The following is a 21,390-nucleotide window of genomic DNA, read 5'->3' as shown; positions in this document are numbered from 1 at the left end:
AAACCTTCACACTAATGTGAAGGTCAACTCTGTTTTTTCGCAAAAGAATTTACATAATTTAAGAACACTTGAATGGCTTTAGATGGAATGAAATATTTGCCGCGAACGATAGAGAACGGACGGATTAGTTGTTCATTTGGAACTTCGACGTGGAATAGTTCTTTTGCTAGTAGCTCTTTCCGTACAGTCCAATCAGAAAGTATAGCGATGCCAAGACCGGCGGCGACGGCTTCCTTCACACTTTGAATACTGCTAAATGTAAAGAATCGCTTCATTTTTAAATGGTGTTGATGAATAAATCGATCGCTATAAGCACGTGTACCAGAACCACTTTCTCTTAATACCCATACTTGGTCTTGGAGTGTGCTTTCATTTATTTCCTTTGTGCGGAGCAATGGATGATTTGGCGGAACGACGAGCTTCATTTCATCTTGCATAAATGTTTCAACGTTAACATCAGCGTATACGACTTGCCCTTCCACTAAGCCGATATCAATTTGATTAGAGCGAAGACTTTGCAAAACTTCTTCTGTATTTGAGATAAAGGTATGCACTTCGACGCGTGGATTTTCATTCGCATAGTTAGCGAGTATTTTTGGAAGTAAGTATTCGCCAATTGTAAAACTAGCACCGATGCGAAGTGTTCCTGTTACAACGTTATGTAGTTCATTAATCTCTTGCTTAGCATCTTCGTAAAGAGAGAGCATTTGCTTTGCATGTATATATAATATATTTCCAGCTTCCGTGACTTGGACATGTTTCGGAGATCGCTGAATGAGTGTAGTTCCAAATTCGTTTTCTAAGTTGCGTATATGCATACTTACGCCAGGCTGTGAAAGATTTAATAATTCCGCTGCACGAGAGAAGTGTTTCTGTTCAACGACAGTAACAAAAATTTTTAAAATGTCTACGTTCATATAATGGGCTCCTTTCTTTTTCTATCATCTTATCATAAGTATTTCTGATGATAGAGATTTGGTATTGGTATTAAACTTATTATAGAAACTCTCTTATAATGTAAGTAGAAAGAACATGCATGTTCCAATACGATTATTGGAGTGGTTCAAAATGGAACAAACACTTGTTATACAAAAGAAGAAGCGTTTTGGATTTTCGCAAGGAATTGGGATTACATTATTAATCGCAATTGCCGCGAAATATTTAGCAGAGCTTCCATTTTTAAATATTATGGGACAATTAGTAATTGCTATTCTAATTGGGATGGTTTGGCGCGCTGCAATTGGAGTTCCTCACGATGCGATAGCAGGAACGAACTTTGCGAGTAAGAAGTTGCTGCGCTTTGGGATCATCTTACTTGGAATGCGATTAAATCTTGTTGATATTGCGAAGGCGGGACCGAAAGTATTGGTCATCGCGGCGGTTGTTATTACATTTACTATTTTTGTTGTATACGGACTAACGAAAGTATTTAAAGTAGAAAAGAAACTTGGGATTTTAACGGCATGCGGTACGGCAATTTGCGGCGCAGCCGCGGTCGTGGCAATTGCACCGCAAGTGAAAGCGAAGGATGATGAAACAGCAGTTGGGGCAGCAATCATCGCGATTTTAGGTACCATATTTACGCTTATTTATACGTTATTATATCCAGTGCTTGGTTTATCTCCGTACGGTTATGGTGTATTCTCAGGTGCGACGCTTCATGAAATCGCTCATGTCATCGCAGCTGCGGCGCCAGGAGGAAGCACGGCTGTAGATATCGCAGTTATCGTGAAACTAACGCGCGTTGCAATGCTTGTACCAGTAGCGATTTTAATCGGATTATGGTTTGGTAAGAGTGAAGGTAGCGAGGAAAAAAGATCATGGCGCGACCTTCCAATTCCTTGGTTCATCTTCGGGTTTTTAGCAATGAGTGCAGTGCATTCGCTTGGGATTATTCCAGAAGTTGTTGCGGGATACATTGTTGTCATTGCTTATATGCTAATCGCAATGGCGATGGCAGGGCTCGGTTTAAATGTAGAGTTTAAAACTTTCCGTAAATTAGGAAGTAAAGCATTCGTGGCAGGGCTGATTGGCTCGGTTTGCTTATCGGTTCTTGGATACGTTCTTGTATGGGGATTAGGATTTATATAAGTAGGACGAAGAAGCTGTTCCAAAAGATATTTTGGGGCAGCTTCTTTCTTATGCTTATGGTGCTACTGATGTCGATATATTTGGGAAATCGCCGATATAAATGGAGTTGCGCTGATATATTTGCAAAATCGCCGATATATTTTAAGTTGCGCTGATATAAATTGAATTACTCTTGTACTTTGTTAGAGAAGATATGCAGTGAAATGTTTTTCTAAAATTTGTAAAGATATCTTTAATTATAACTGGAAAATATTTATAATTTAAGTAAAGATATCTTTACTTTTGAAGGTGGATCCTATGGGTGTGAAAAATAAAATAAAAGAGTTACGAAAGCAAAATCATATAACGCAAGTTGAAATGGCAAAGGCGATGCAGGTGACGCGGCAGACAATTGTGGCGATTGAAAATCATCATTATAACCCGAGCCTAGAGCTATCCTTAAAAATCGCCAAATATTTTGGATTGAAGATGGAGGAAATATTTACGCTGGAGTAAGGGGAAAGAAAATAAATGATAAGCTTGAGAGATTTCAATTAGATTAAACGTTTAAATATATAAGGATTGGTTTTGGTTTATTAATTAGTACGGCATCAACGAGCGTGTTAGCAACAAGGAATAATAGATAGAAAAAGGGGAACTGGGATGGGATTATCGGTGTTATGTGTCGCTACAGCTATATTTGCGCTTCTTTGGGGAATGCAAAATTTTTCTCGTAATCCAGTGCCGAGTATTTGTATTATGATTGGTACTGTAGGTTTATCGTATTATTTATTATTATTAGCCCATTATCATAAAACGGCAACGAGTGTTGTTGTTGGAGCACTTATTTTATTTTGTGGGCGCGCCATACAAAAGGGGTTATTTCCATAAAAGCTGTTTATACACTTTGTATAAACAGCTTTTTGTATTTTTTTTACAAAATACTTGAAAGTTACGTAACGTCATCTTCTATAATGAGGGGGAAGAGGTGATGGTAGTGATTTCAATACAGGAATTGACGAGAGAAACAGGGGTTACAGTACGTACACTACGTTATTATGATCAAATAGATTTATTAAAGCCGAGCGGAAAAACAGAGGGTGGGCATCGGTTATATAGTGAAGCTGACGTTATTCGTTTGCAACAAATTTTATTTTTAAAAGAAATGGGATTTTCATTAAAAGAAGTTGCGAATATGTTAGTAAAAGGTGAGCTGGATTTGAAAAAATCACTTGAAAACCAACTTCGATTTGTACAAGAAGAGCAAAAGAAGTTCAATCGAATGGAGCGTGTTTTACAAGCGGTTGTTTATTCGGTAGATGTAGAGGGAGAACTTGATTGGAAAGTTATGTTTGAACTTATTCAGCTTTCAAAACAGTCTCCTCGTATACGTGAAATATTTCAAAATGAAGTATTTTCAAAGGAAGAACAAAAGTTGCTTCATAATTTGCCAAATATGAGTGAGGAAGATCCGAATGTTTTAGAATGGGTAGATTTATTAAAGCAATTACGTATTTTTATGAAAGAGGGTAAAGAAGCCGCTAATGATGAGGTACAAAGGGTAATGAAGAGATTAATGCAGAAGTGTTTAGAAATGGCTAATGGTGACGAAGCGTTTTTAGATAAGTTATGGGAGGTTAGAAAATCAAAGGAAGATTCACAGAAAATGAGCATGTATCCAATTGAAGAAGAGTTTTTATTATATATGGATGAAGCTTTTCGTATTTATGATGAAAGGGAGAAGGATAAATGAGCATACTCGCAGAATATCGTTGGTATTTTTTAATTGGAGCAGAGATTGTATTTTGGTTATCGGCTATCGGTTTCTTTTTACTCCGTTACGGATTCCGTTTGAAGAAGGCGAGCTTTATTATGGGGATTGTACTCCTCGTAAATGAAGTGTTTATTTTAACATTAGGGGCAGTGGACTATTATCAAACAGGAAAGTTCTCTAATTTTCAAATCATTACTGTAATTATTTTACTGTATGCAGTTTTCTACGGGAAAAAGGATTTGAAGAAGCTTGATATATTTGCGCAAAAGCTAGTTGCGAAATGGCGTAATGAACCGGCGCCTATTATTGAAGAACAGGTAGAATTAACAGGTATGGCCTATGCAAAGCAGGAAATAAAAAATTGGGTATTACATCTTGTTTTATTCGTTGGTGTGCACATATTCTTTTTCTTCGCGTATGGATTTATTCCATTTGAACAATGGGGTAATTGGTTAGAATCGGGAATCGTTTTAAATAAAGCTGCAAGTCGCGTGAGCCAAGTGTGGGCAATTATATTTTTAGTTGATACAGCGATTTCATTTTCATATGTGGTTTTTCCGAAGAAGGAGAAAGGAAAAGAAAAGCTACTTTCATAGTTGAAAGTAGCTTTTGGGTATACAAATAATTTTTATAGGAGAGGATGACAATAGAAAAAAGAACCAGCTTTATATGTCTATTTCTCTTTAGTTTAGTAGCATGCTCACCATCTAACACTACAATTGATAAGAAGAACGATGTCATTGTAAAGGGAACCAGGATTTCCAATCTAGATAAATTTGAAAATTTCGTTTTGAATGTCGAACAAAGGGAAGTTGATAAAATAAGAATTGTACAGTATACCCTTGAAGGGGACCCGATTTTTCAAACGTTAGAGTATAGTGGGAACGATATATTTTATGTGTCAGATAATAGAAAAGACAAATTTGCTGGGAAGGATAAAGGGTTACATAAAGATAGTTGTAAAAGTATTGTTAAAGAGCAGCGCGAATCAGAAAGTACTTATCGGTTAATAGATTGTATGAATGAAGCTGGGCGCAATGGATATGACTTAGTATATGTACCTGAAAAATAGAATTAGTAGAGGAAGGAAGTATTTACTCCTTCCTTTTTCTATGTGTATATTGTCGAAAACTTTACCGAATATCTGTTCGTTTTTTTAGGTTTTTTATAGGCATTCGTGGTAAAATAATAATACAGATTTTTATGAGGAGGTCGGATTTTACTTGGAACATCAATTTGAAATTATATCAGCGTATTCCCCGCAAGGTGATCAGCCGGTAGCTATAGAGAAGCTTGTAGAGGGAATTAATAGTGGAAAGAAAAAGCAAGTGTTGCTTGGAGCGACAGGAACGGGTAAGACATTTACGATTTCAAATGTCATTAAAGAAGTGCAAAAGCCAACACTTGTTATGGCTCACAATAAAACGTTAGCAGGACAGTTATATAGTGAGTTGAAAGACTTTTTCCCGAATAATGCAGTTGAGTATTTTGTTAGTTATTACGATTATTATCAGCCGGAAGCGTATGTACCACAAACAGATACGTTTATTGAAAAGGACGCGCAGATTAATGATGAAATTGATAAATTGCGTCACTCGGCAACGTCTGCATTATTTGAACGGGACGATGTAATTATCGTTGCGAGTGTATCGTGTATATATGGTTTAGGTTCTCCTGAAGAATATCGCGAGTTAGTTGTATCACTTCGAGTTGGTATGGAGAAGGACCGCAATCAATTGCTTCGTGAACTTGTTGATGTACAGTATGGACGTAATGATATTGATTTCAAGCGTGGTACATTCCGTGTGCGCGGAGATGTAGTTGAAATCTTCCCAGCATCACTTGATGAGCATTGTATTCGAATTGAATTTTTCGGCGATGAAATTGATCGTATTCGTGAAGTAAATGCGTTAACAGGTGAAGTATTAGCAGAACGTGATCATGTAGCAATCTTCCCAGCATCTCACTTCGTTACACGTGAAGAGAAAATGAAGGTCGCTATTGAAAATATCGAAAAAGAATTAGAAGAGCGTTTAAAGGAATTAAATGATAACGGTAAGTTGCTAGAAGCACAGCGTATAGAGCAACGCACACGTTATGATTTAGAAATGATGCGCGAGATGGGCTTTTGTTCAGGTATTGAAAACTATTCCCGTCATTTAACACTTCGTCCAGCGGGTGCAACACCGTATACGTTATTGGACTATTTCCCGGAAGATTTCTTAATTGTTATGGATGAGTCGCACGTATCAGTGCCACAAGTAAGAGCGATGTATAACGGGGACCAAGCACGTAAGCAAGTACTTGTGGATCATGGATTCCGTCTGCCATCAGCTTTAGATAATAGACCGCTCATGTTTGATGAGTTTGAGGAGAAAACAAATCAAGTTATTTACGTTTCGGCGACTCCAGGACCGTACGAGTTAGAGCAGTCACCAGAAGTAATAGAACAAATTATTCGTCCAACAGGGCTTTTAGATCCACCAATCGATATACGACCTATTGAAGGGCAAATTGACGATTTATTAGGAGAGATTCAAGATCGTATTGCAAAAAATGAACGTGTATTAATTACGACTTTAACGAAGAAAATGTCAGAGGATTTAACGGACTACTTAAAAGATGTAGGAATTAAAGTGAACTATCTTCACTCTGAAATTAAAACGTTAGAACGTATTGAAATTATCCGCGATCTTCGCCTCGGTAAGTTTGATGTACTGGTCGGTATTAACTTATTACGAGAAGGATTAGATATTCCAGAAGTATCACTTGTAGCGATTTTAGATGCTGATAAGGAAGGGTTCTTACGTTCAGAGCGCTCATTAATTCAAACAATTGGTCGTGCCGCGCGTAATGAAAACGGCCGCGTTATTATGTACGCAGATCGTATAACAAGATCCATGGGAATTGCAATTGAAGAAACGCAGCGTCGTCGTACTATACAAGAAGCCTACAATAAAGAGCATGGTATTACGCCGAAAACGATTCAAAAAGGCGTACGTGATGTAATCCGTGCAACGACAACTGCTGAAGAGACAGAAACATACGAAGCAACTCCTGCTAAGAAAATGACGAAAAAAGAGCGTGAAAAGACAATTGCGAAGATGGAAGCAGAGATGAAAGAAGCAGCAAAAGCGTTAGACTTCGAGCGTGCAGCTGAACTAAGAGATTTACTATTAGAATTAAAAGCGGAAGGGTGAAAAGAGTGAGTAAGAGCAAGGATTTTATCGTTGTAAAAGGTGCTAGAGCACATAACTTAAAAAATATTGATGTAACCATTCCGAGAAATCAGCTTGTCGTTGTAACGGGATTGTCTGGTTCGGGGAAATCATCATTAGCATTTGATACGATTTATGCAGAAGGGCAGCGCAGATACGTAGAATCGTTATCTGCGTATGCGCGCCAGTTTTTAGGACAAATGGATAAGCCGGATGTAGATACGATTGAAGGATTGTCACCAGCGATTTCAATCGATCAAAAAACGACGAGTCGTAATCCACGTTCAACTGTCGGAACGGTAACGGAGATTTATGATTATTTACGTTTATTATTTGCGCGAATTGGTACGCCAATTTGTCCAAATCATGGGATTGAAATTACATCACAAACAGTAGAGCAGATGGTAGACCGTGTTCTTGAATATCCTGAACGTACGAAATTACAAGTGTTAGCTCCTATCGTTTCTGGGCGTAAAGGTGCACATGTGAAAGTACTTGAAGATATTAAGAAGCAAGGATATGTTCGTGTACGTGTTGATGGTGAAATGCTTGATGTGTCTGAAGAGATTACGTTAGATAAAAATAAGAAGCATTCTATTGAAGTTGTAATTGACCGTATTGTTGTAAAAGAAGGAATCGCAAGCCGTCTTGCTGATTCACTTGAAAGTGCATTAAAGCTTGGCGGAGGCCGAGTGTTAATCGATGTAATGGGAGAAGAGGAACTTCTATTTAGTGAACATCATGCTTGTCCGCATTGTGGTTTTTCAATCGGAGAATTAGAGCCGCGTATGTTCTCATTCAACAGTCCGTTTGGAGCATGTCCTTCTTGTGATGGACTTGGTTCAAAGCTAGAGGTAGATTTAGAGCTTGTTATCCCGAACTGGGATTTATCATTAAATGAACATGCGATTGCACCTTGGGAGCCGACAAGTTCACAATACTATCCACAACTTTTACAATCTGTATGTAATCACTACGGCGTTGATATGGATATGCCTGTGAAAGATATACCGAAAGATTTATTTGATAAAGTGTTGTACGGAAGCGGGGAAGAGAAGGTTTATTTCCGCTATGTAAATGAATTCGGTCAAGTAAAGGAAAATGAGATTTTATTTGAAGGTGTTATTCCAAACATTGAACGTCGTTATCGTGAAACGAGTTCTGATTACATTCGTGAGCAAATGGAAAAGTATATGGCAGAACAAGCTTGTCCGAAGTGTAAAGGCGGCCGCTTAAAGCCTGAAAGCTTAGCTGTTTTTGTTGGTGATAAAACGATTGCTGACGTAACGAAGTATTCAGTTCAAGAAGTACAAGAATTTTTCTCGAATGTAGAGCTAACGGAGAAGCAACAAAAAATAGCTCATTTAATTTTAAGAGAAATTCAGGAGCGCGTTGGATTCTTAGTGAACGTTGGTTTAGATTATTTAACGCTAAGTCGTGCGGCTGGTACGTTATCAGGTGGTGAGGCGCAGCGTATTCGCTTAGCGACGCAAATTGGTTCTCGTCTAACTGGCGTACTTTATATTCTTGATGAGCCTTCAATTGGTTTACACCAGCGCGATAACGATCGTCTTATTCGTACATTGCAAGAAATGCGCGATTTAGGTAATACATTAATCGTTGTTGAGCATGATGAAGATACGATGATGGCTGCTGATTATTTACTTGATATCGGACCAGGTGCAGGTATTCACGGTGGGCAAGTTGTATCGGCAGGGACACCAGCTGAAGTGATGCAAGATGATAATTCGTTAACAGGAAAATATTTAAGCGGTAAAGAGTTTATTCCAGTTCCACTTGAAAGACGTAAAGGTGACGGACGTAAAGTGGAGATTGTCGGCGCAAAAGAGAATAACTTAAAGAATGCAAAAATGTCATTCCCACTCGGTACGTTTGTAGCGGTAACAGGTGTATCTGGATCAGGTAAAAGTACGATGATTAATGAAGTACTATATAAATCGTTAGCGCAAAAGTTATATAAAGCGAAAGCGAAGCCAGGTACTCATAAAGAGATTAAAGGTCTTGAACATTTAGATAAAGTAATTGATATTGATCAATCGCCAATTGGTCGTACACCACGTTCTAATCCAGCGACGTACACAGGTGTATTCGATGATATTCGTGATGTGTTTGCACAAACGAACGAAGCTAAAGTGCGCGGATATCAAAAAGGACGTTTCAGCTTTAACGTAAAAGGTGGCCGTTGTGAAGCGTGCCGTGGTGATGGAATTATTAAAATCGAAATGCATTTCTTACCAGATGTGTATGTTCCGTGTGAAGTTTGTCACGGTAAACGATATAATCGTGAAACGTTAGAAGTGAAATATAAAGATAAGAATATTTCTGAAGTGTTAGGGATGACAATTGAAGATGGAGTAGAATTCTTCGCTAATATTCCTAAAATTAAGCGTAAACTTCAAACGCTTGTAGATGTTGGGCTTGGTTATATGAAATTAGGTCAACCAGCAACAACATTATCTGGTGGGGAAGCACAGCGTGTGAAATTAGCTTCTGAATTACACCGTCGTTCTACAGGTCGTACGTTATATATTTTAGATGAGCCAACGACTGGGTTGCATGCGCATGATATTGCACGTCTTCTAGAAGTGCTGCAACGTCTTGTTGAGAGTGGTGAGACGGTACTTGTAATTGAACATAATTTAGATGTGATTAAAACAGCTGATTATATTGTTGATCTTGGACCAGAAGGCGGGGACAAAGGTGGACAAATCGTCGCTTCGGGAACGCCAGAGCAAGTAGTAAAAGAAGAGCGCTCGTACACTGGTAAGTATTTAAAAGAGATTTTAAATCGTGATAAAGCAAGAATGAAAGAGAAAATAAAAGAAGTAGAGTTATCGCAATAAGTTTATTGATGAAAACCGAGTGGAAATGACGCTCGGTTTTTATTGTATAGGGGGAGAAGATGGAGTTTTTAGAGGTGTTAAGAAAGAAAAATATGAAGGTAAGAGAATTTCAAAGTTGGGGTGTATATTTTCGAAAGCGCTGGGAGGATCACTTTGCAAATCATTTAAGTGATAAAGAAAAAGAAGATATTTTTCTTCATGGAGATAGGTATGCATGTGGTTATCTATGGCACATATTTAGTTATGAGAAAAAGAAGTGTTTAGAGGGTAAAGAAGCGGAAAACGCGTTTCATAATGAAGTGAAAAAGGATTGCTACATTTTCTACCAACACTGTGATGAGGTACTGTTAATAAAGGATGCGAGTTTGTTACATATGGATGATATATTGTGTGAGACAGAAGATGCGTATAAAGGTGATATCTATATCGTAGATAAAGATTTCACTTGGGCCTTTGTAAAAACTCATGAACATAGGTGGTGTGGTCCTTATTTTGCGAGGAAGTGTTAGTAGGTATACAAGCATGAAAGATAGAATAAGTTGATATAAGTGTTTGTATCATACTTGCGTTTATTATCTATTAGCGTATGATGAAATATATATGTTTAAAAGGATGTGTAACGAAATGAGATGGATTGTATCACTTCTTGTAAATAGCGTTGTGTTAATCGCTGTATCGGGGCTTTTAAAAGGGATTGCACCAGATGCATTTTACGTAGCAAATATACAAACTGCAATTATTGCGAGTATTATATTGGCGGTTTTAAATGTGTTCGTAAAGCCGTTTTTAATTTTAATTACGCTACCAATTACTGTTGTAACTTTCGGCTTCTTCTTAATTGTTATTAATGCGATTACGTTAAAAATAGCAGATTCATTATTAGGAGATGCTTTTAATATATCAGGATTTGGTGTAGCGATTGTTGCGGCAATTTGTATTTCAATTTTTAATATGATTATTGAGAAGGCAATTGTGGAACCTCTATATGAAAAAAAGAGAAAATGACAAAAAGAAAAACATTTCATTATTCGTATGAAATGTTTTTTTCTATTTATTAGAAACCGTATTTCTTGTTTCCAGAAAAAAATGGTACAATATCCGGTAGAATGGAATTTTACATCAAACGAGACTGAACCCGCAGCGGAGTGGAGGTTTATACATATGCCAAAAGTAAGGACAAAAGATTTAATTGAACAATTTCAATTGGAGTTAATAAGTGGTGAGGAAGGAATTCATCGTCCGATTGATACAAGTGATTTATCACGACCTGGAATTGAAATGGCAGGATTCTTTACATATTATCCAGCTGATCGCGTGCAGCTTCTTGGAAAAACGGAGCTTACGTTCTTTGATACGTTAACAACAGAGCAAAAACAAGAGAGAATGAAAGCGCTTTGTACCGAGGAGACGCCATGTATTATTATAACTCGTAATCAAGATGTACCAGATGAGTTATTACAAGCATCACGTGAATCAGGCATGCCTTTATTACGTTCTTCTCAAACGACAACGAGATTATCAAGTCGTTTAACTAATTATTTAGAAGGTAAGCTAGCACCAACAACTGCTGTTCATGGTGTATTAGTAGATATTTACGGTGTTGGTGTTTTAATTACAGGTCAAAGTGGTGTTGGTAAAAGTGAGACAGCTCTTGAACTTGTGAAGCGTGGTCACCGCCTTGTTGCGGATGATAGTGTAGAAATTCGCCAAGAAGATGAAGACACATTAGTAGGAAGCTCACCAGATTTAATTGAGCATTTATTAGAAATTCGTGGTCTAGGTATCATTAACGTTATGACGTTATTCGGTGCAGGGGCAGTGCGAAATTATAAGCGTATTACACTTGTTATTAATCTTGAAATTTGGGATCAAAAGAAAAACTATGATCGCTTAGGTCTTGATGAAGAGAAGATGAAAATTATTGATACAGAACTTACGAAGATTACACTTCCAGTTCGTCCTGGTCGAAACTTGGCTGTTATTATTGAAGTAGCAGCGATGAACTTCCGTTTAAAGCGTATGGGAGTCAATGCAGCACAGCAGTTCTCAGAACGATTAATGAGTGCGATTGAGTTAGGGAATCAGGAGTAAACATTGGAGAGGGAGGTCATACATATGCTGTTAGGTTCTGTACCGCAGCTTGACCGCGTAGCTGTCCAACTTGGGCCGTTTCCTGTTTATTGGTACGGGATTATTATCGGTACAGGGGTGCTATTAGGTCTTTGGCTAGCAACTCGCGAGGGAGAAAGGCTAGGTATTCCAAAAGATACATTTGTTGACCTTGTATTAATTGCAGTACCGATCGCTATTCTATTTGCGAGAATGTACTATGTTATTTTTGAATGGGAATATTACGCGCAAAACCCGAGTCAAATTATTAATATTCGTCAAGGTGGCTTGGCGATTCATGGGGGTTTAATCGGAGCGGTTATTACAGGGATTCTTTTTGCAAAGCGACGCGGGGTTTCATTCTGGAAGTTGGCGGATATTGCTGCACCAAGTATTTTACTAGGACAAGCAATTGGCCGATGGGGAAACTTTATGAACCAAGAGGCGCATGGTGATGAAGTAACGAGACAGTTTTTAGAAGGTCTTCATTTACCAGATTTCATTATTAATCAAATGTATATTGAGGGTGTGTACTATCATCCGACGTTTTTATATGAATCATTATGGAATTTTGCAGGTGTAATTTTACTACTTGCATTAAGAAAAGTGAATTTACGCCGCGGGGAATTATTCTTCACATATTTAATTTGGTATTCAGTAGGACGCTTCTTCGTAGAAGGCTTACGTACAGATAGTTTAATGCTAGGACCACTTCGTATTGCACAAGTAATGTCAATTGGACTTGTTGTTATTTCTATTATTTTCATTATTGTGAGACGAAAAATGGGGCAAGCTGATAAAAGATATTCGGAAAATTAGAGAAAAGTAGCATCTTATTATAAGATGCTGCTTCTTTCATATTCAGGAAGGCGAAAGGACTAAGGCAATGAGAATAAATACAGTATTATTTGATTTAGATGGAACTTTAATTAATACAAACGAACTTATTATTTCTTCTTTTTTACATACTTTAAATACGTATTATCCAAATCAATATAAGCGTGAAGATGTGTTGCCATTTATCGGTCCATCTTTGCATGATACTTTCAGTAAGATTGATGAAAGTAAGGTTGAAGAGATGATTACAAGTTATCGCGAATTTAACCATGATCATCATGATGAATTAGTAGAAGAATATGAAACTGTATATGAAACAGTTCGAGAGTTGAAGAAGCAGGGTTATAAAGTTGGTATTGTTACAACGAAAGCGAGACAAACCGTTGAGATGGGATTACAGTTGTCAAAGCTTGATGAATTTTTTGATGTTGTCGTGACAATTGATGATGTAGAGCATGTGAAACCACATCCAGAGCCACTTCAAAAAGCGCTTGAATTATTAGATGCAAAACCAGAAGAGGCATTGATGGTTGGAGATAATCATCATGATATTGTCGGTGGTCAAAATGCGGGGACGAAAACAGCTGCGGTTTCATGGACGTTGAAAGGTAGAGCGTATTTAGAAGCTTACAAGCCGGACTTTATGCTAGATAAAATGAGTGATTTGCTACCGATTTTGTCTAATATGAACCGTTCATAAAGGTCCAAGTAAGTTAGTAGAGGAGCGAGCTAAGTGCGACGGACAACGCGCTATCCTGTTTCAGGAGAAAATTCATTATGGAATGTGTATAAAACAGTGTCTTTTTGGAAGGTAATGAAAAACTTTATTATTATCCAAATTGCGCGTTACACGCCATTTTTATCTGTTAAGAATTGGTTGTACCGTACTTTTTTACGGATGAAAGTAGGAAAGAAAACATCATTTGCGCTTATGGTAATGCCGGATATTATGTTCCCGGAAAAGATAACTGTGGGAGAGAATTCGATTATTGGCTATAATACAACGCTTTTAGCGCATGAATATTTAATTCGTGAATATCGACTTGGGGAAATCGTCATTGGAAATGAAGTGATGATTGGAGCGAATGTAACAATATTACCAGGTGTGAAAATTGGAGACGGTGCGACTGTCTCAGCTGGCACACTTGTTCATAGAGATGTACCGAGCGGTGCTTTCGTAGGTGGAAATCCAATGCGTATTATTTATACGAAAGAGCAAATGACCGCAAGAGAAGGTTCATGGTGAAAATGTAACATTTCTCCTCTTTTTTTATGAATAAAAAGGAAATAATTGAGTATAATATACTGTTTTGTTTTTTACGGAATCGTTTATACTTATAGATAGAAGAATGTGTGAGCGAAGAAAACAAAAAACTGGAGGATATATGGGGAAAAATCAAAGGATATATAAGGAGAGCGGACAAGTTATCTCTTTTAATCAATTAGCGGACTTCTTTTATAAAAAAGGGATGAGAGCTTACAAAGGGCAAAAATTGCAAGATGCAATTAAATATTTTCGAAGAGCGGCACAAAGTGAGAAGGAGCCGTTTATTTTATGTCAATTAGCAACAGTATTATCTGAGGCTGGTGAATATCAAGAGTCGAACCAAATCTTCTTAAAGTTAGTTAGATCTAATCCAGAACTTGAACAGTGCTATTATTTTATTGCAAATAATTATGCATATATGGGGTTATTTCAACAGGCGAAGAAATATGCGGATCGTTATTTAGAAGTTGCAAAAGAGAAGGAATTCGTAGAAGATACATTAGAACTTCTTGAGATTATGGAAGAAGAAGCAATGGGTGCGGAAGAGATTGAAGATGAAGATGATTTAATTGTTATGCAGGAAGAAGCGAATCGTTATATTCGTAATGGACAATTGGAAGAAGCAATTGCTACATTAGAAATTGTTACGAAAGATTATCCGGAATTTTGGTCAGGTCATAATAATTTAGCCATTGCACATTTTCAATCGGGTAATGTAGACAAAGCACTGAAGTTAACAGAAATGATTTTAGAGAAAAACCCTGGTAATATACATGCGCTTTGTAATACGCTTATTTTTCTATATTCAATTGGAGAGCATAAACAAGTAGAAGCGTTAGCGGGACAGTTAGTTTCGGTATATCCGATTTCATTTGAACATCGTTTGAAACTGGGAACTACACTTGCAACAATTGGTTATTTCGAGCATGCATATAAATGGTTCAAACTATTAAAGCGTCAAGGATACGAAGGAGACGTTAGTTTTTATTATTGGTTTGCATATTCTGCGTATATGGTGAAAGATCAGCAACTAGCTGAAAAAATGTGGCAACATGTCGTGGAATTGCATCCTGATAAAAAGGGAAAAGAACCGTGGAATGCGCTGAATTTAGCAGATGAAGGACAAAACGTGTTATTTGAAGAATTACGAAAATCATTTCAGCAAAGTGCGACGCTAGAAGAACAAATGCTAGCTTTATATTTAATGAATGAATTGTCAACGCCGGAGAAGGTTGGATTCTTCTTTGATATAACGCAAGCGAAGAACGGTGTTCCCATCGTATCGCAACTTGCAAAGTACTTCTTTTTACTTAATAGTCATAAGAGTATTCCAGCTGATTTACAACAATTTGAGCAGTGCGCGAGAATCGCGGATGCCTTATACAATTATACGAAAAAAGATGATGAATTAATTGAAGAGTGTTTACACTTTTGGTTTTGTACGTTCATACGTTTATATACATCTGGAGACATATTTACAAATGTGTACGGCTGGTCAGCTGCGATTGAATACATTGTACGCGGCGAACAAGGAAATAAAATGACACAGTCGGAGCTTGGAGATGTATATAATGTATCTGTAGCGACTGTCCGAAAGTATGTGCAAGCTGTTAAGCGTACGCACACATAAGATAAGCAAATCATTGGGAAAAAAATGATGCTAACAGTATAATGAGGGTAACTTAATTGTGTAGGAATGGATAGGAGTGAATAGTGTGTCAGAAGAAAAAATTTATGATGTCGTTATTATTGGTGCAGGACCAGCTGGTATGACAGCTGCAGTATATACATCTCGTGCAAATTTAAGCACATTAATGCTTGAGCGTGGTATTCCAGGTGGCCAAATGGCAAACACGGAAGATGTAGAAAACTACCCAGGTTATGAGTCTATTTTAGGACCAGACTTATCAAATAAAATGTTCGAGCATGCGAAGAAATTTGGTGCTGAATATGCATACGGTGATGTGAAAGAAGTCATCGATGGTAAAGAATACAAAACAATTATTGCTGGTAAAAAAGAATATAAAGCACGTGCAATTATCGTTGCAAGCGGTGCAGAGTATAAAAAAATTGGTGTACCGGGTGAAACAGAACTTGGGGGCCGTGGTGTATCATATTGTGCAGTATGTGATGGGGCATTCTTTAAAGGAAAAGAACTTATCGTAATTGGCGGCGGAGATTCTGCTGTTGAAGAGGGTGTGTTCTTAACACGCTTCGCATCAAAAGTAACGATCGTTCACCGTCGTGACACGCTTCGTGCACAGAAAATTTTACAAGACCGTGCTTTCCAAAACGAAAAAGTAGATTTCATTTGGAACCACACTATAAAAGAAATCAACGAAGCAAGTGGTAAAGTAGGAAGTGTAACACTTGTAGACGTAAACAGTGGAGAAGAGAAAGAAGTCAAGACTGACGGCGTATTCGTATACATCGGTATGTTACCATTATCAAAACCATTTATTGAACTAGGTATTACAAATGAAAATGGTTACCTTGAAACGAACGAACGTATGGAAACGAAAATCCCTGGTATTTTCGCAGCTGGTGATGTTCGTGAAAAAATGCTTCGTCAAATTGTAACTGCAACAGGTGACGGTAGTATTGCAGCACAAAGTGCACAACATTATGTAGAAGAATTATTAGAGGAATTAAAAACTGTATCAGAAAAATAAGGGATAACATACCTTGTGAGAAGAAAGCTACCGACAGGAGCTTTCTTCTTTTTTTGTGTGAAAATGTCAAAGTATTGTCAAAAAATATAAGGATTATAAGCTTTCTTATTGATATACTGGACTTTACGGAAAAAATCACTATAAGAAATGAGGAATTTATTCAGTATGGAATGGCGTAATATATATCGTGGATTTTGTATGGGCGTTAGTGATTTAATTCCTGGTGTGAGCGGCGGTACAATCGCTGTTGTGTTAGGGATTTATGAACAATTGCTTGCGGCAATTAGTGGATTCTTTAGTCGTGAATGGAAAAAACATTTAGGGTTTTTAATTCCACTTGCAGCTGGTGTGGCAGCAGCGTTTTTAACGTTAAGTCATGTTATTAAATATTTACTTGCAAATCATTATGAACCGACTCAATTTTTCTTCCTCGGTTTAATTATTAGTATATTACCGATGTTAATGAGAGAAGCTGATGCAAAGTCGTCGTTTAAAGGTAAGCACATTGTTTTATTAATAGTTGCAGCAATTCTTGTTGCGATCACAGCTTTCTTTAAACCAGATAAGGCAGCAGATCCAATTACGACGTTAACAATTTTAAATACAATTGGTTTATTTTTCGCAGGATGGATGGCTAGTATGGCTATGCTACTTCCTGGGATTAGTGGATCGTTTATTTTATTAATTATTGGTGTGTATCCAACAGCAATTAACGCTTTAACTACACTTAACTTACCTTTAATCGTGGTTATCGGTGCTGGTGTTATGGTTGGATTTGTTGTAAGTAGTAAAGGCATTAGTTTTTTATTAGATCGTTACAAAAGTATGACATTTGCGGCAATTATTGGACTAGTTATCGGTTCGATTGTAATTGTGTTCCCTGGTATTCCAACCGGCGGATTTTCAATTATAAGTTCAATTATTACCTTTATTTTAGGATTTGCGATTGTTACTTATTTCGGTAAGAAATAAGGGCTTTAATCCCCTTGGCGATAAAAATCGTTAAGGGGATTTTTCATGCTATTCATTAAAAGTCTAAGCATTTACATTGCTTGTTATGGAAAGCTTTTTTAAAATTGTTGAGTAGCGTATGCTTAGCGAAAGAGGACTGGCTCCTTCGTTGTAGCAAACTGTTTTTGATAGTATAATGAAAGAAGTATGCAGTGAGAAATTTTACTGCAAGTAGCTGAGGTGAAGAAACATGCAAAGAGTGACAAACTGTGTGTTAATTAGAGATAATGAAGTACTCTTACTCCAAAAACCTCGCCGAAATTGGTGGGTTGCACCAGGCGGGAAAATGGAGCGTGGTGAGACTGTAAGAGATTCCGTTGTTCGCGAATATCGCGAAGAAACAGGTATTTATTTGAAAAACCCAGCGTTAAAGGGGGTCTTCACCTTTGTCATCCAAGAAGGTGATAAAGTTGTTTCTGAATGGATGATGTTCTCCTTTTTAGCGACAGATTTTGCAGGAGAAAACAAACTAGAGAGCGAAGAAGGCATCATTGGTTGGCATACATTTGATAAAATTGATGATTTAGCAATGGCGCCAGGAGATTATCACATTATTGATTATTTAATTAAAGGAAATGGCATAATCTACGGTACATTTGTATATACCCCAGATTTTGAGTTGCTTTCATATCGATTAGATCCGAGTTAAACCGTCAAGGAGAGGATACGATGACAGAGAATAATGATATAAAAATGGTAATTATTACAGGGATGTCTGGAGCTGGAAAAACAGTAGCTTTACAAAGTTTTGAAGATTTAGGATATTTTTGTGTAGATAATTTACCACCGATGTTATTGCCAAAGTTTATTGAGCTTATGGCGGATTCAAAAGGGAAAATGAATAAAGTGGCACTTGGTATTGATTTACGTGGCCGCGAGTTTTTCGAGCATTTATGGGGAGCACTTGATGATTTATCAGAACGTACATGGATTATTCCTCATATTTTATTTTTAGATGCGAAAGATAGTACGCTTGTAACTCGTTATAAAGAAACGAGACGTTCGCATCCACTTGCACCAACTGGTTTGCCGTTAAAGGGAATCGAAGCAGAGCGCAATTTATTAACAGATATGAAGGCACGAGCGAATATTGTGCTTGATACATCGGATTTAAAACCGAAAGAATTACGTGAAAAAATTGTTCACTTGTTCTCAACAGAAACTGAGCAAGCATTTCGTGTAAATGTTATGTCATTTGGATTTAAGTACGGTATTCCAATTGATGCAGATTTAGTATTTGATGTTCGTTTTTTACCAAATCCATATTACATTCCACATATGAAGCCATTAACAGGACTAGATGAAGAAGTTTCTTCCTATGTACTGAAATTTAATGAGACACATAAGTTTTTAGAGAAGTTGACGGATCTGATTACTTTCATGCTGCCTCATTATAAAAGAGAAGGCAAAAGTCAACTTGTAATTGCAATTGGATGTACAGGTGGACAGCATCGTTCTGTTACGCTTACAGAATACCTTGGGAAACATTTGAAACCAGAGTATAGTGTTCATGTATCTCATCGTGATGTGGAGAAGAGAAAGGGCCATTAAGGGATGAAAAAAGAGAGAAAGCCTAAAATTGTCATTATGGGAGGCGGGACTGGACTTTCTGTTTTATTAAGAGGATTAAAGCAATATCCTGTTGATATTACAGCAGTTGTTACAATCGCTGATGATGGTGGCAGTTCGGGTAGATTACGTGATGAGCTAGAAATTCCACCTCCAGGTGACATCCGTAACGTACTGGTTGCGTTATCGGATGTAGAGCCACTGGTGGAAGCTTTATTTCAGCACCGTTTCACAACAGGAGACGGACTGAAAGGTCATGCGTTAGGAAATCTATTGTTGGCAGGTATGACCTCGATTACAGGAGACTTTTTCCATGCAATTACGGAAACAAGTAAAGTATTAAATGTCAGAGGACGTGTATTACCAGCAGCGAATCAAAGTGCGGTACTTCATGCGGAACTTGAAGATGGGGAAATTGTAACAGGTGAATCAAAGATTCCTTATTACGGAAAGAAGATTAATCGTGTCTTTTTAACTCCAGAAGATGTAGAGCCATTGCATGAAACCTTGGCTGAGATTAAACGAGCTGATTTACTTGTTTTCGGCCCAGGAAGTTTGTATACGAGTATATTACCCAACTTAGTTGTTAACAAAATTGGGGACGCTGTTCTTGCTGCAAAAGCGAAGAAGGTATATGTATGTAACGTTATGACACAAGCGGGTGAAACGATGGGATATACTGCTTTTGATCATGTGCAGGCGTTACACGATCATTTAGGGCAACCATTTATTAATACTGCAATTGTAAATAACCGTGAGATTCCTTGTGAATTACGTAAGTTATACGAGGAAGAAATGTCTACACCAGTTGTAGTGGATGAAGAACGTTTTGCTGAAAATAATATTGATGTTATTCAAGAGGGATTAGCGAAGTATGATGATCGTGTTGTAAGGCATGATACGTTAAAGTTAGCTTCGATTTTATATTCATTGTTATAAATGTGCGTTGCCTCGTTTGAGGTGGCGCTCCTCATTCATATAGGACAAGAATTTTGTTCCATAATAATCGTATAAGGAGGTGTTGACTGTGTCATTTGCATCAGAAACAAAGAAAGAGTTGACGAATCTTGAAGTGAAAGAATGCTGTGAGAAAGCAGAATTATCGGCGTTACTTCGAATGAACGGATCGCTTTCTTTTTCAAACCGTCGCTTATCTATCGATATTCAAACGGAAAATGCGGCAATTGCAAGAAGGATTTATACGCTTTTGAAAAAAGGATATGACGTGACGGTAGAATTACTTGTTCGTAAAAAAATGCGATTGAAGAAAAATAATGTATATATCGTAAGGCTTGTTGAAAAGTCTCGCGAAATATTAGCCGATCTTCATATCGTTCGAGATGACTTTTCATTTATTCGAAATATATCACAAGAATTGATTGAGAAGAAGTGTTGTAAACGATCGTATTTACGCGGTGCATTTTTAGCAGGTGGTTCAGTAAATAACCCAGAAACATCATCTTATCATTTAGAGATCTTTTCGTTATATAAGGAACATAATGATGCTATATGTGAACTGATGAACGGATTTGATTTAAATAGTAAGACGTTGGAAAGAAGAAAAGGGTACATTACGTATTTGAAAGAAGCGGAGAAAATTACGGAATTTTTAAATATTATTGGTGCTCATAATGCACTTTTAAGGTTTGAAGATATTCGAATCGTACGTGATATGCGTAATTCCGTAAATCGTTTAGTGAACTGCGAAACAGCTAATTTAAATAAAACAATTGGTGCAGCGCTAAGGCAGATTGAAAATATCCGCTATATTGATGAGACGGTTGGTCTTGATATATTGCCAGATAAACTACAAGAGATTGCGCAACTACGAAGAGATTATCAAGATGTAACATTGAAAGAGTTAGGTGAGATGGTATCCGGGGGGAAAATTAGTAAATCGGGTATTAATCATCGTTTGCGTAAAATCGATGAAATTGCAGAGAAATTACGCGCGGGGGAAACGGTAGCAAAAAAATAAGAGGGTAAAGGGGAAATGGAG

Annotated in this window: 22 protein-coding genes; 21 read left to right on the top strand and 1 reads right to left on the bottom strand. The window is 37.4% G+C overall.

The window, feature by feature from the left end:
• Nucleotides 1-23: 23 nt before the first annotated feature.
• A complete protein-coding gene (locus H6481_RS18060; RefSeq protein ID WP_001100008.1) occupies nucleotides 24-917 on the bottom strand; it encodes a LysR family transcriptional regulator in 894 nt (297 codons plus the stop codon).
• Nucleotides 918-1,068: 151 nt separating this feature from the next.
• Here H6481_RS18060 and H6481_RS18055 point away from each other — a divergent pair, with 151 nt between their 5' ends.
• The 21 genes from H6481_RS18055 (at nucleotide 1,069) to whiA (ending at nucleotide 21,369) form a co-directional block, all read left to right on the top strand.
• A complete protein-coding gene (locus H6481_RS18055) occupies nucleotides 1,069-2,091 on the top strand; it encodes a YeiH family protein (protein WP_023523453.1) in 1,023 nt (340 codons plus the stop codon).
• Between the two features lie 297 nt (nucleotides 2,092-2,388).
• On the top strand, nucleotides 2,389-2,586 hold the full coding sequence (locus tag H6481_RS18050; protein WP_098276831.1) for a helix-turn-helix transcriptional regulator: 198 nt from the start codon (nucleotides 2,389-2,391) through the stop codon (nucleotides 2,584-2,586).
• A 147-nt stretch (nucleotides 2,587-2,733) separates the two neighbouring features.
• On the top strand, nucleotides 2,734-2,961 hold the full coding sequence (locus H6481_RS18045) for a hypothetical protein (protein WP_182812568.1): 228 nt from the start codon (nucleotides 2,734-2,736) through the stop codon (nucleotides 2,959-2,961).
• Nucleotides 2,962-3,061: 100 nt separating this feature from the next.
• Nucleotides 3,062-3,823, top strand: coding sequence for a MerR family transcriptional regulator (locus tag H6481_RS18040; protein WP_000260341.1), 762 nt, complete (start codon nucleotides 3,062-3,064; stop codon nucleotides 3,821-3,823).
• Nucleotides 3,820-4,440 carry a hypothetical protein gene (locus H6481_RS18035; protein WP_000025200.1) on the top strand — a complete coding sequence of 207 codons (621 nt, stop codon included), beginning with the start codon at nucleotides 3,820-3,822 and terminating at the stop codon, nucleotides 4,438-4,440. Before H6481_RS18040 ends, H6481_RS18035 begins: the two co-directional genes overlap by 4 nt.
• A gap of 44 nt (nucleotides 4,441-4,484) precedes the next feature.
• A complete protein-coding gene (locus H6481_RS18030; RefSeq protein ID WP_097920035.1) occupies nucleotides 4,485-4,916 on the top strand; it encodes a DUF4362 domain-containing protein in 432 nt (143 codons plus the stop codon).
• Between the two features lie 151 nt (nucleotides 4,917-5,067).
• The gene (gene uvrB, locus H6481_RS18025; protein ID WP_000400989.1) at nucleotides 5,068-7,044 is read left to right on the top strand and encodes an excinuclease ABC subunit B; all 1,977 of its coding nucleotides are present in this window, start codon (nucleotides 5,068-5,070) and stop codon (nucleotides 7,042-7,044) included.
• A 5-nt stretch (nucleotides 7,045-7,049) separates the two neighbouring features.
• Nucleotides 7,050-9,926 carry an excinuclease ABC subunit UvrA gene (gene uvrA / locus H6481_RS18020; RefSeq protein ID WP_000045587.1) on the top strand — a complete coding sequence of 959 codons (2,877 nt, stop codon included), beginning with the start codon at nucleotides 7,050-7,052 and terminating at the stop codon, nucleotides 9,924-9,926.
• A 59-nt stretch (nucleotides 9,927-9,985) separates the two neighbouring features.
• The gene (locus H6481_RS18015; protein ID WP_000394744.1) at nucleotides 9,986-10,435 is read left to right on the top strand and encodes a DUF4275 family protein; all 450 of its coding nucleotides are present in this window, start codon (nucleotides 9,986-9,988) and stop codon (nucleotides 10,433-10,435) included.
• A gap of 115 nt (nucleotides 10,436-10,550) precedes the next feature.
• Nucleotides 10,551-10,931: a phage holin family protein gene (locus H6481_RS18010; RefSeq protein ID WP_001267308.1), complete on the top strand. Its 381-nt coding sequence runs from the start codon at nucleotides 10,551-10,553 to the stop codon at nucleotides 10,929-10,931.
• A gap of 156 nt (nucleotides 10,932-11,087) precedes the next feature.
• Nucleotides 11,088-12,017 (top strand): HPr(Ser) kinase/phosphatase, encoded by a 930-nt coding sequence (hprK, locus tag H6481_RS18005; RefSeq protein WP_001127251.1) that lies wholly within the window; start codon nucleotides 11,088-11,090, stop codon nucleotides 12,015-12,017.
• Nucleotides 12,018-12,041: 24 nt separating this feature from the next.
• Entirely contained in the window at nucleotides 12,042-12,854 is an 813-nt protein-coding gene (gene lgt / locus H6481_RS18000) for a prolipoprotein diacylglyceryl transferase (protein WP_000924240.1), read from the top strand.
• Between the two features lie 67 nt (nucleotides 12,855-12,921).
• Nucleotides 12,922-13,572, top strand: coding sequence for a pyrophosphatase PpaX (gene ppaX, locus H6481_RS17995; RefSeq protein WP_001222403.1), 651 nt, complete (start codon nucleotides 12,922-12,924; stop codon nucleotides 13,570-13,572).
• A 33-nt stretch (nucleotides 13,573-13,605) separates the two neighbouring features.
• Complete coding sequence (locus tag H6481_RS17990) at nucleotides 13,606-14,118, top strand: DapH/DapD/GlmU-related protein (RefSeq protein WP_001255070.1); 513 nt, start codon at nucleotides 13,606-13,608, stop codon at nucleotides 14,116-14,118.
• Nucleotides 14,119-14,257: 139 nt separating this feature from the next.
• Nucleotides 14,258-15,769: a tetratricopeptide repeat protein gene (locus tag H6481_RS17985; RefSeq protein WP_182812565.1), complete on the top strand. Its 1,512-nt coding sequence runs from the start codon at nucleotides 14,258-14,260 to the stop codon at nucleotides 15,767-15,769.
• 85 nt (nucleotides 15,770-15,854) lie between these two features.
• The gene (gene trxB, locus H6481_RS17980) at nucleotides 15,855-16,811 is read left to right on the top strand and encodes a thioredoxin-disulfide reductase (protein WP_071731508.1); all 957 of its coding nucleotides are present in this window, start codon (nucleotides 15,855-15,857) and stop codon (nucleotides 16,809-16,811) included.
• 165 nt (nucleotides 16,812-16,976) lie between these two features.
• Nucleotides 16,977-17,783 (top strand): DUF368 domain-containing protein, encoded by an 807-nt coding sequence (locus H6481_RS17975; protein ID WP_098237983.1) that lies wholly within the window; start codon nucleotides 16,977-16,979, stop codon nucleotides 17,781-17,783.
• Between the two features lie 229 nt (nucleotides 17,784-18,012).
• Nucleotides 18,013-18,471: an 8-oxo-dGTP diphosphatase gene (locus H6481_RS17970; RefSeq protein WP_001190080.1), complete on the top strand. Its 459-nt coding sequence runs from the start codon at nucleotides 18,013-18,015 to the stop codon at nucleotides 18,469-18,471.
• Nucleotides 18,472-18,491: 20 nt separating this feature from the next.
• Complete coding sequence (gene rapZ / locus H6481_RS17965) at nucleotides 18,492-19,373, top strand: RNase adapter RapZ (protein WP_000138459.1); 882 nt, start codon at nucleotides 18,492-18,494, stop codon at nucleotides 19,371-19,373.
• Between the two features lie 3 nt (nucleotides 19,374-19,376).
• Entirely contained in the window at nucleotides 19,377-20,330 is a 954-nt protein-coding gene (locus H6481_RS17960; protein ID WP_000712187.1) for a YvcK family protein, read from the top strand.
• 88 nt (nucleotides 20,331-20,418) lie between these two features.
• Nucleotides 20,419-21,369, top strand: a complete 951-nt coding sequence (whiA, locus tag H6481_RS17955; RefSeq protein ID WP_000006566.1) for a DNA-binding protein WhiA — start codon at nucleotides 20,419-20,421, stop codon at nucleotides 21,367-21,369.
• The last annotated feature ends 21 nt before the right edge of the window (nucleotides 21,370-21,390 follow it).

The organism is Bacillus sp. ME78, assembly GCF_903970865.1.
In the GTDB taxonomy this organism is placed as follows: Bacteria; Bacillota; Bacilli; order Bacillales; family Bacillaceae_G; genus Bacillus_A; species Bacillus_A cereus.
The sequence above is the reverse complement of the archived record's forward strand: the minus strand, read 5'-3'. Positions and strand labels throughout refer to the sequence as shown.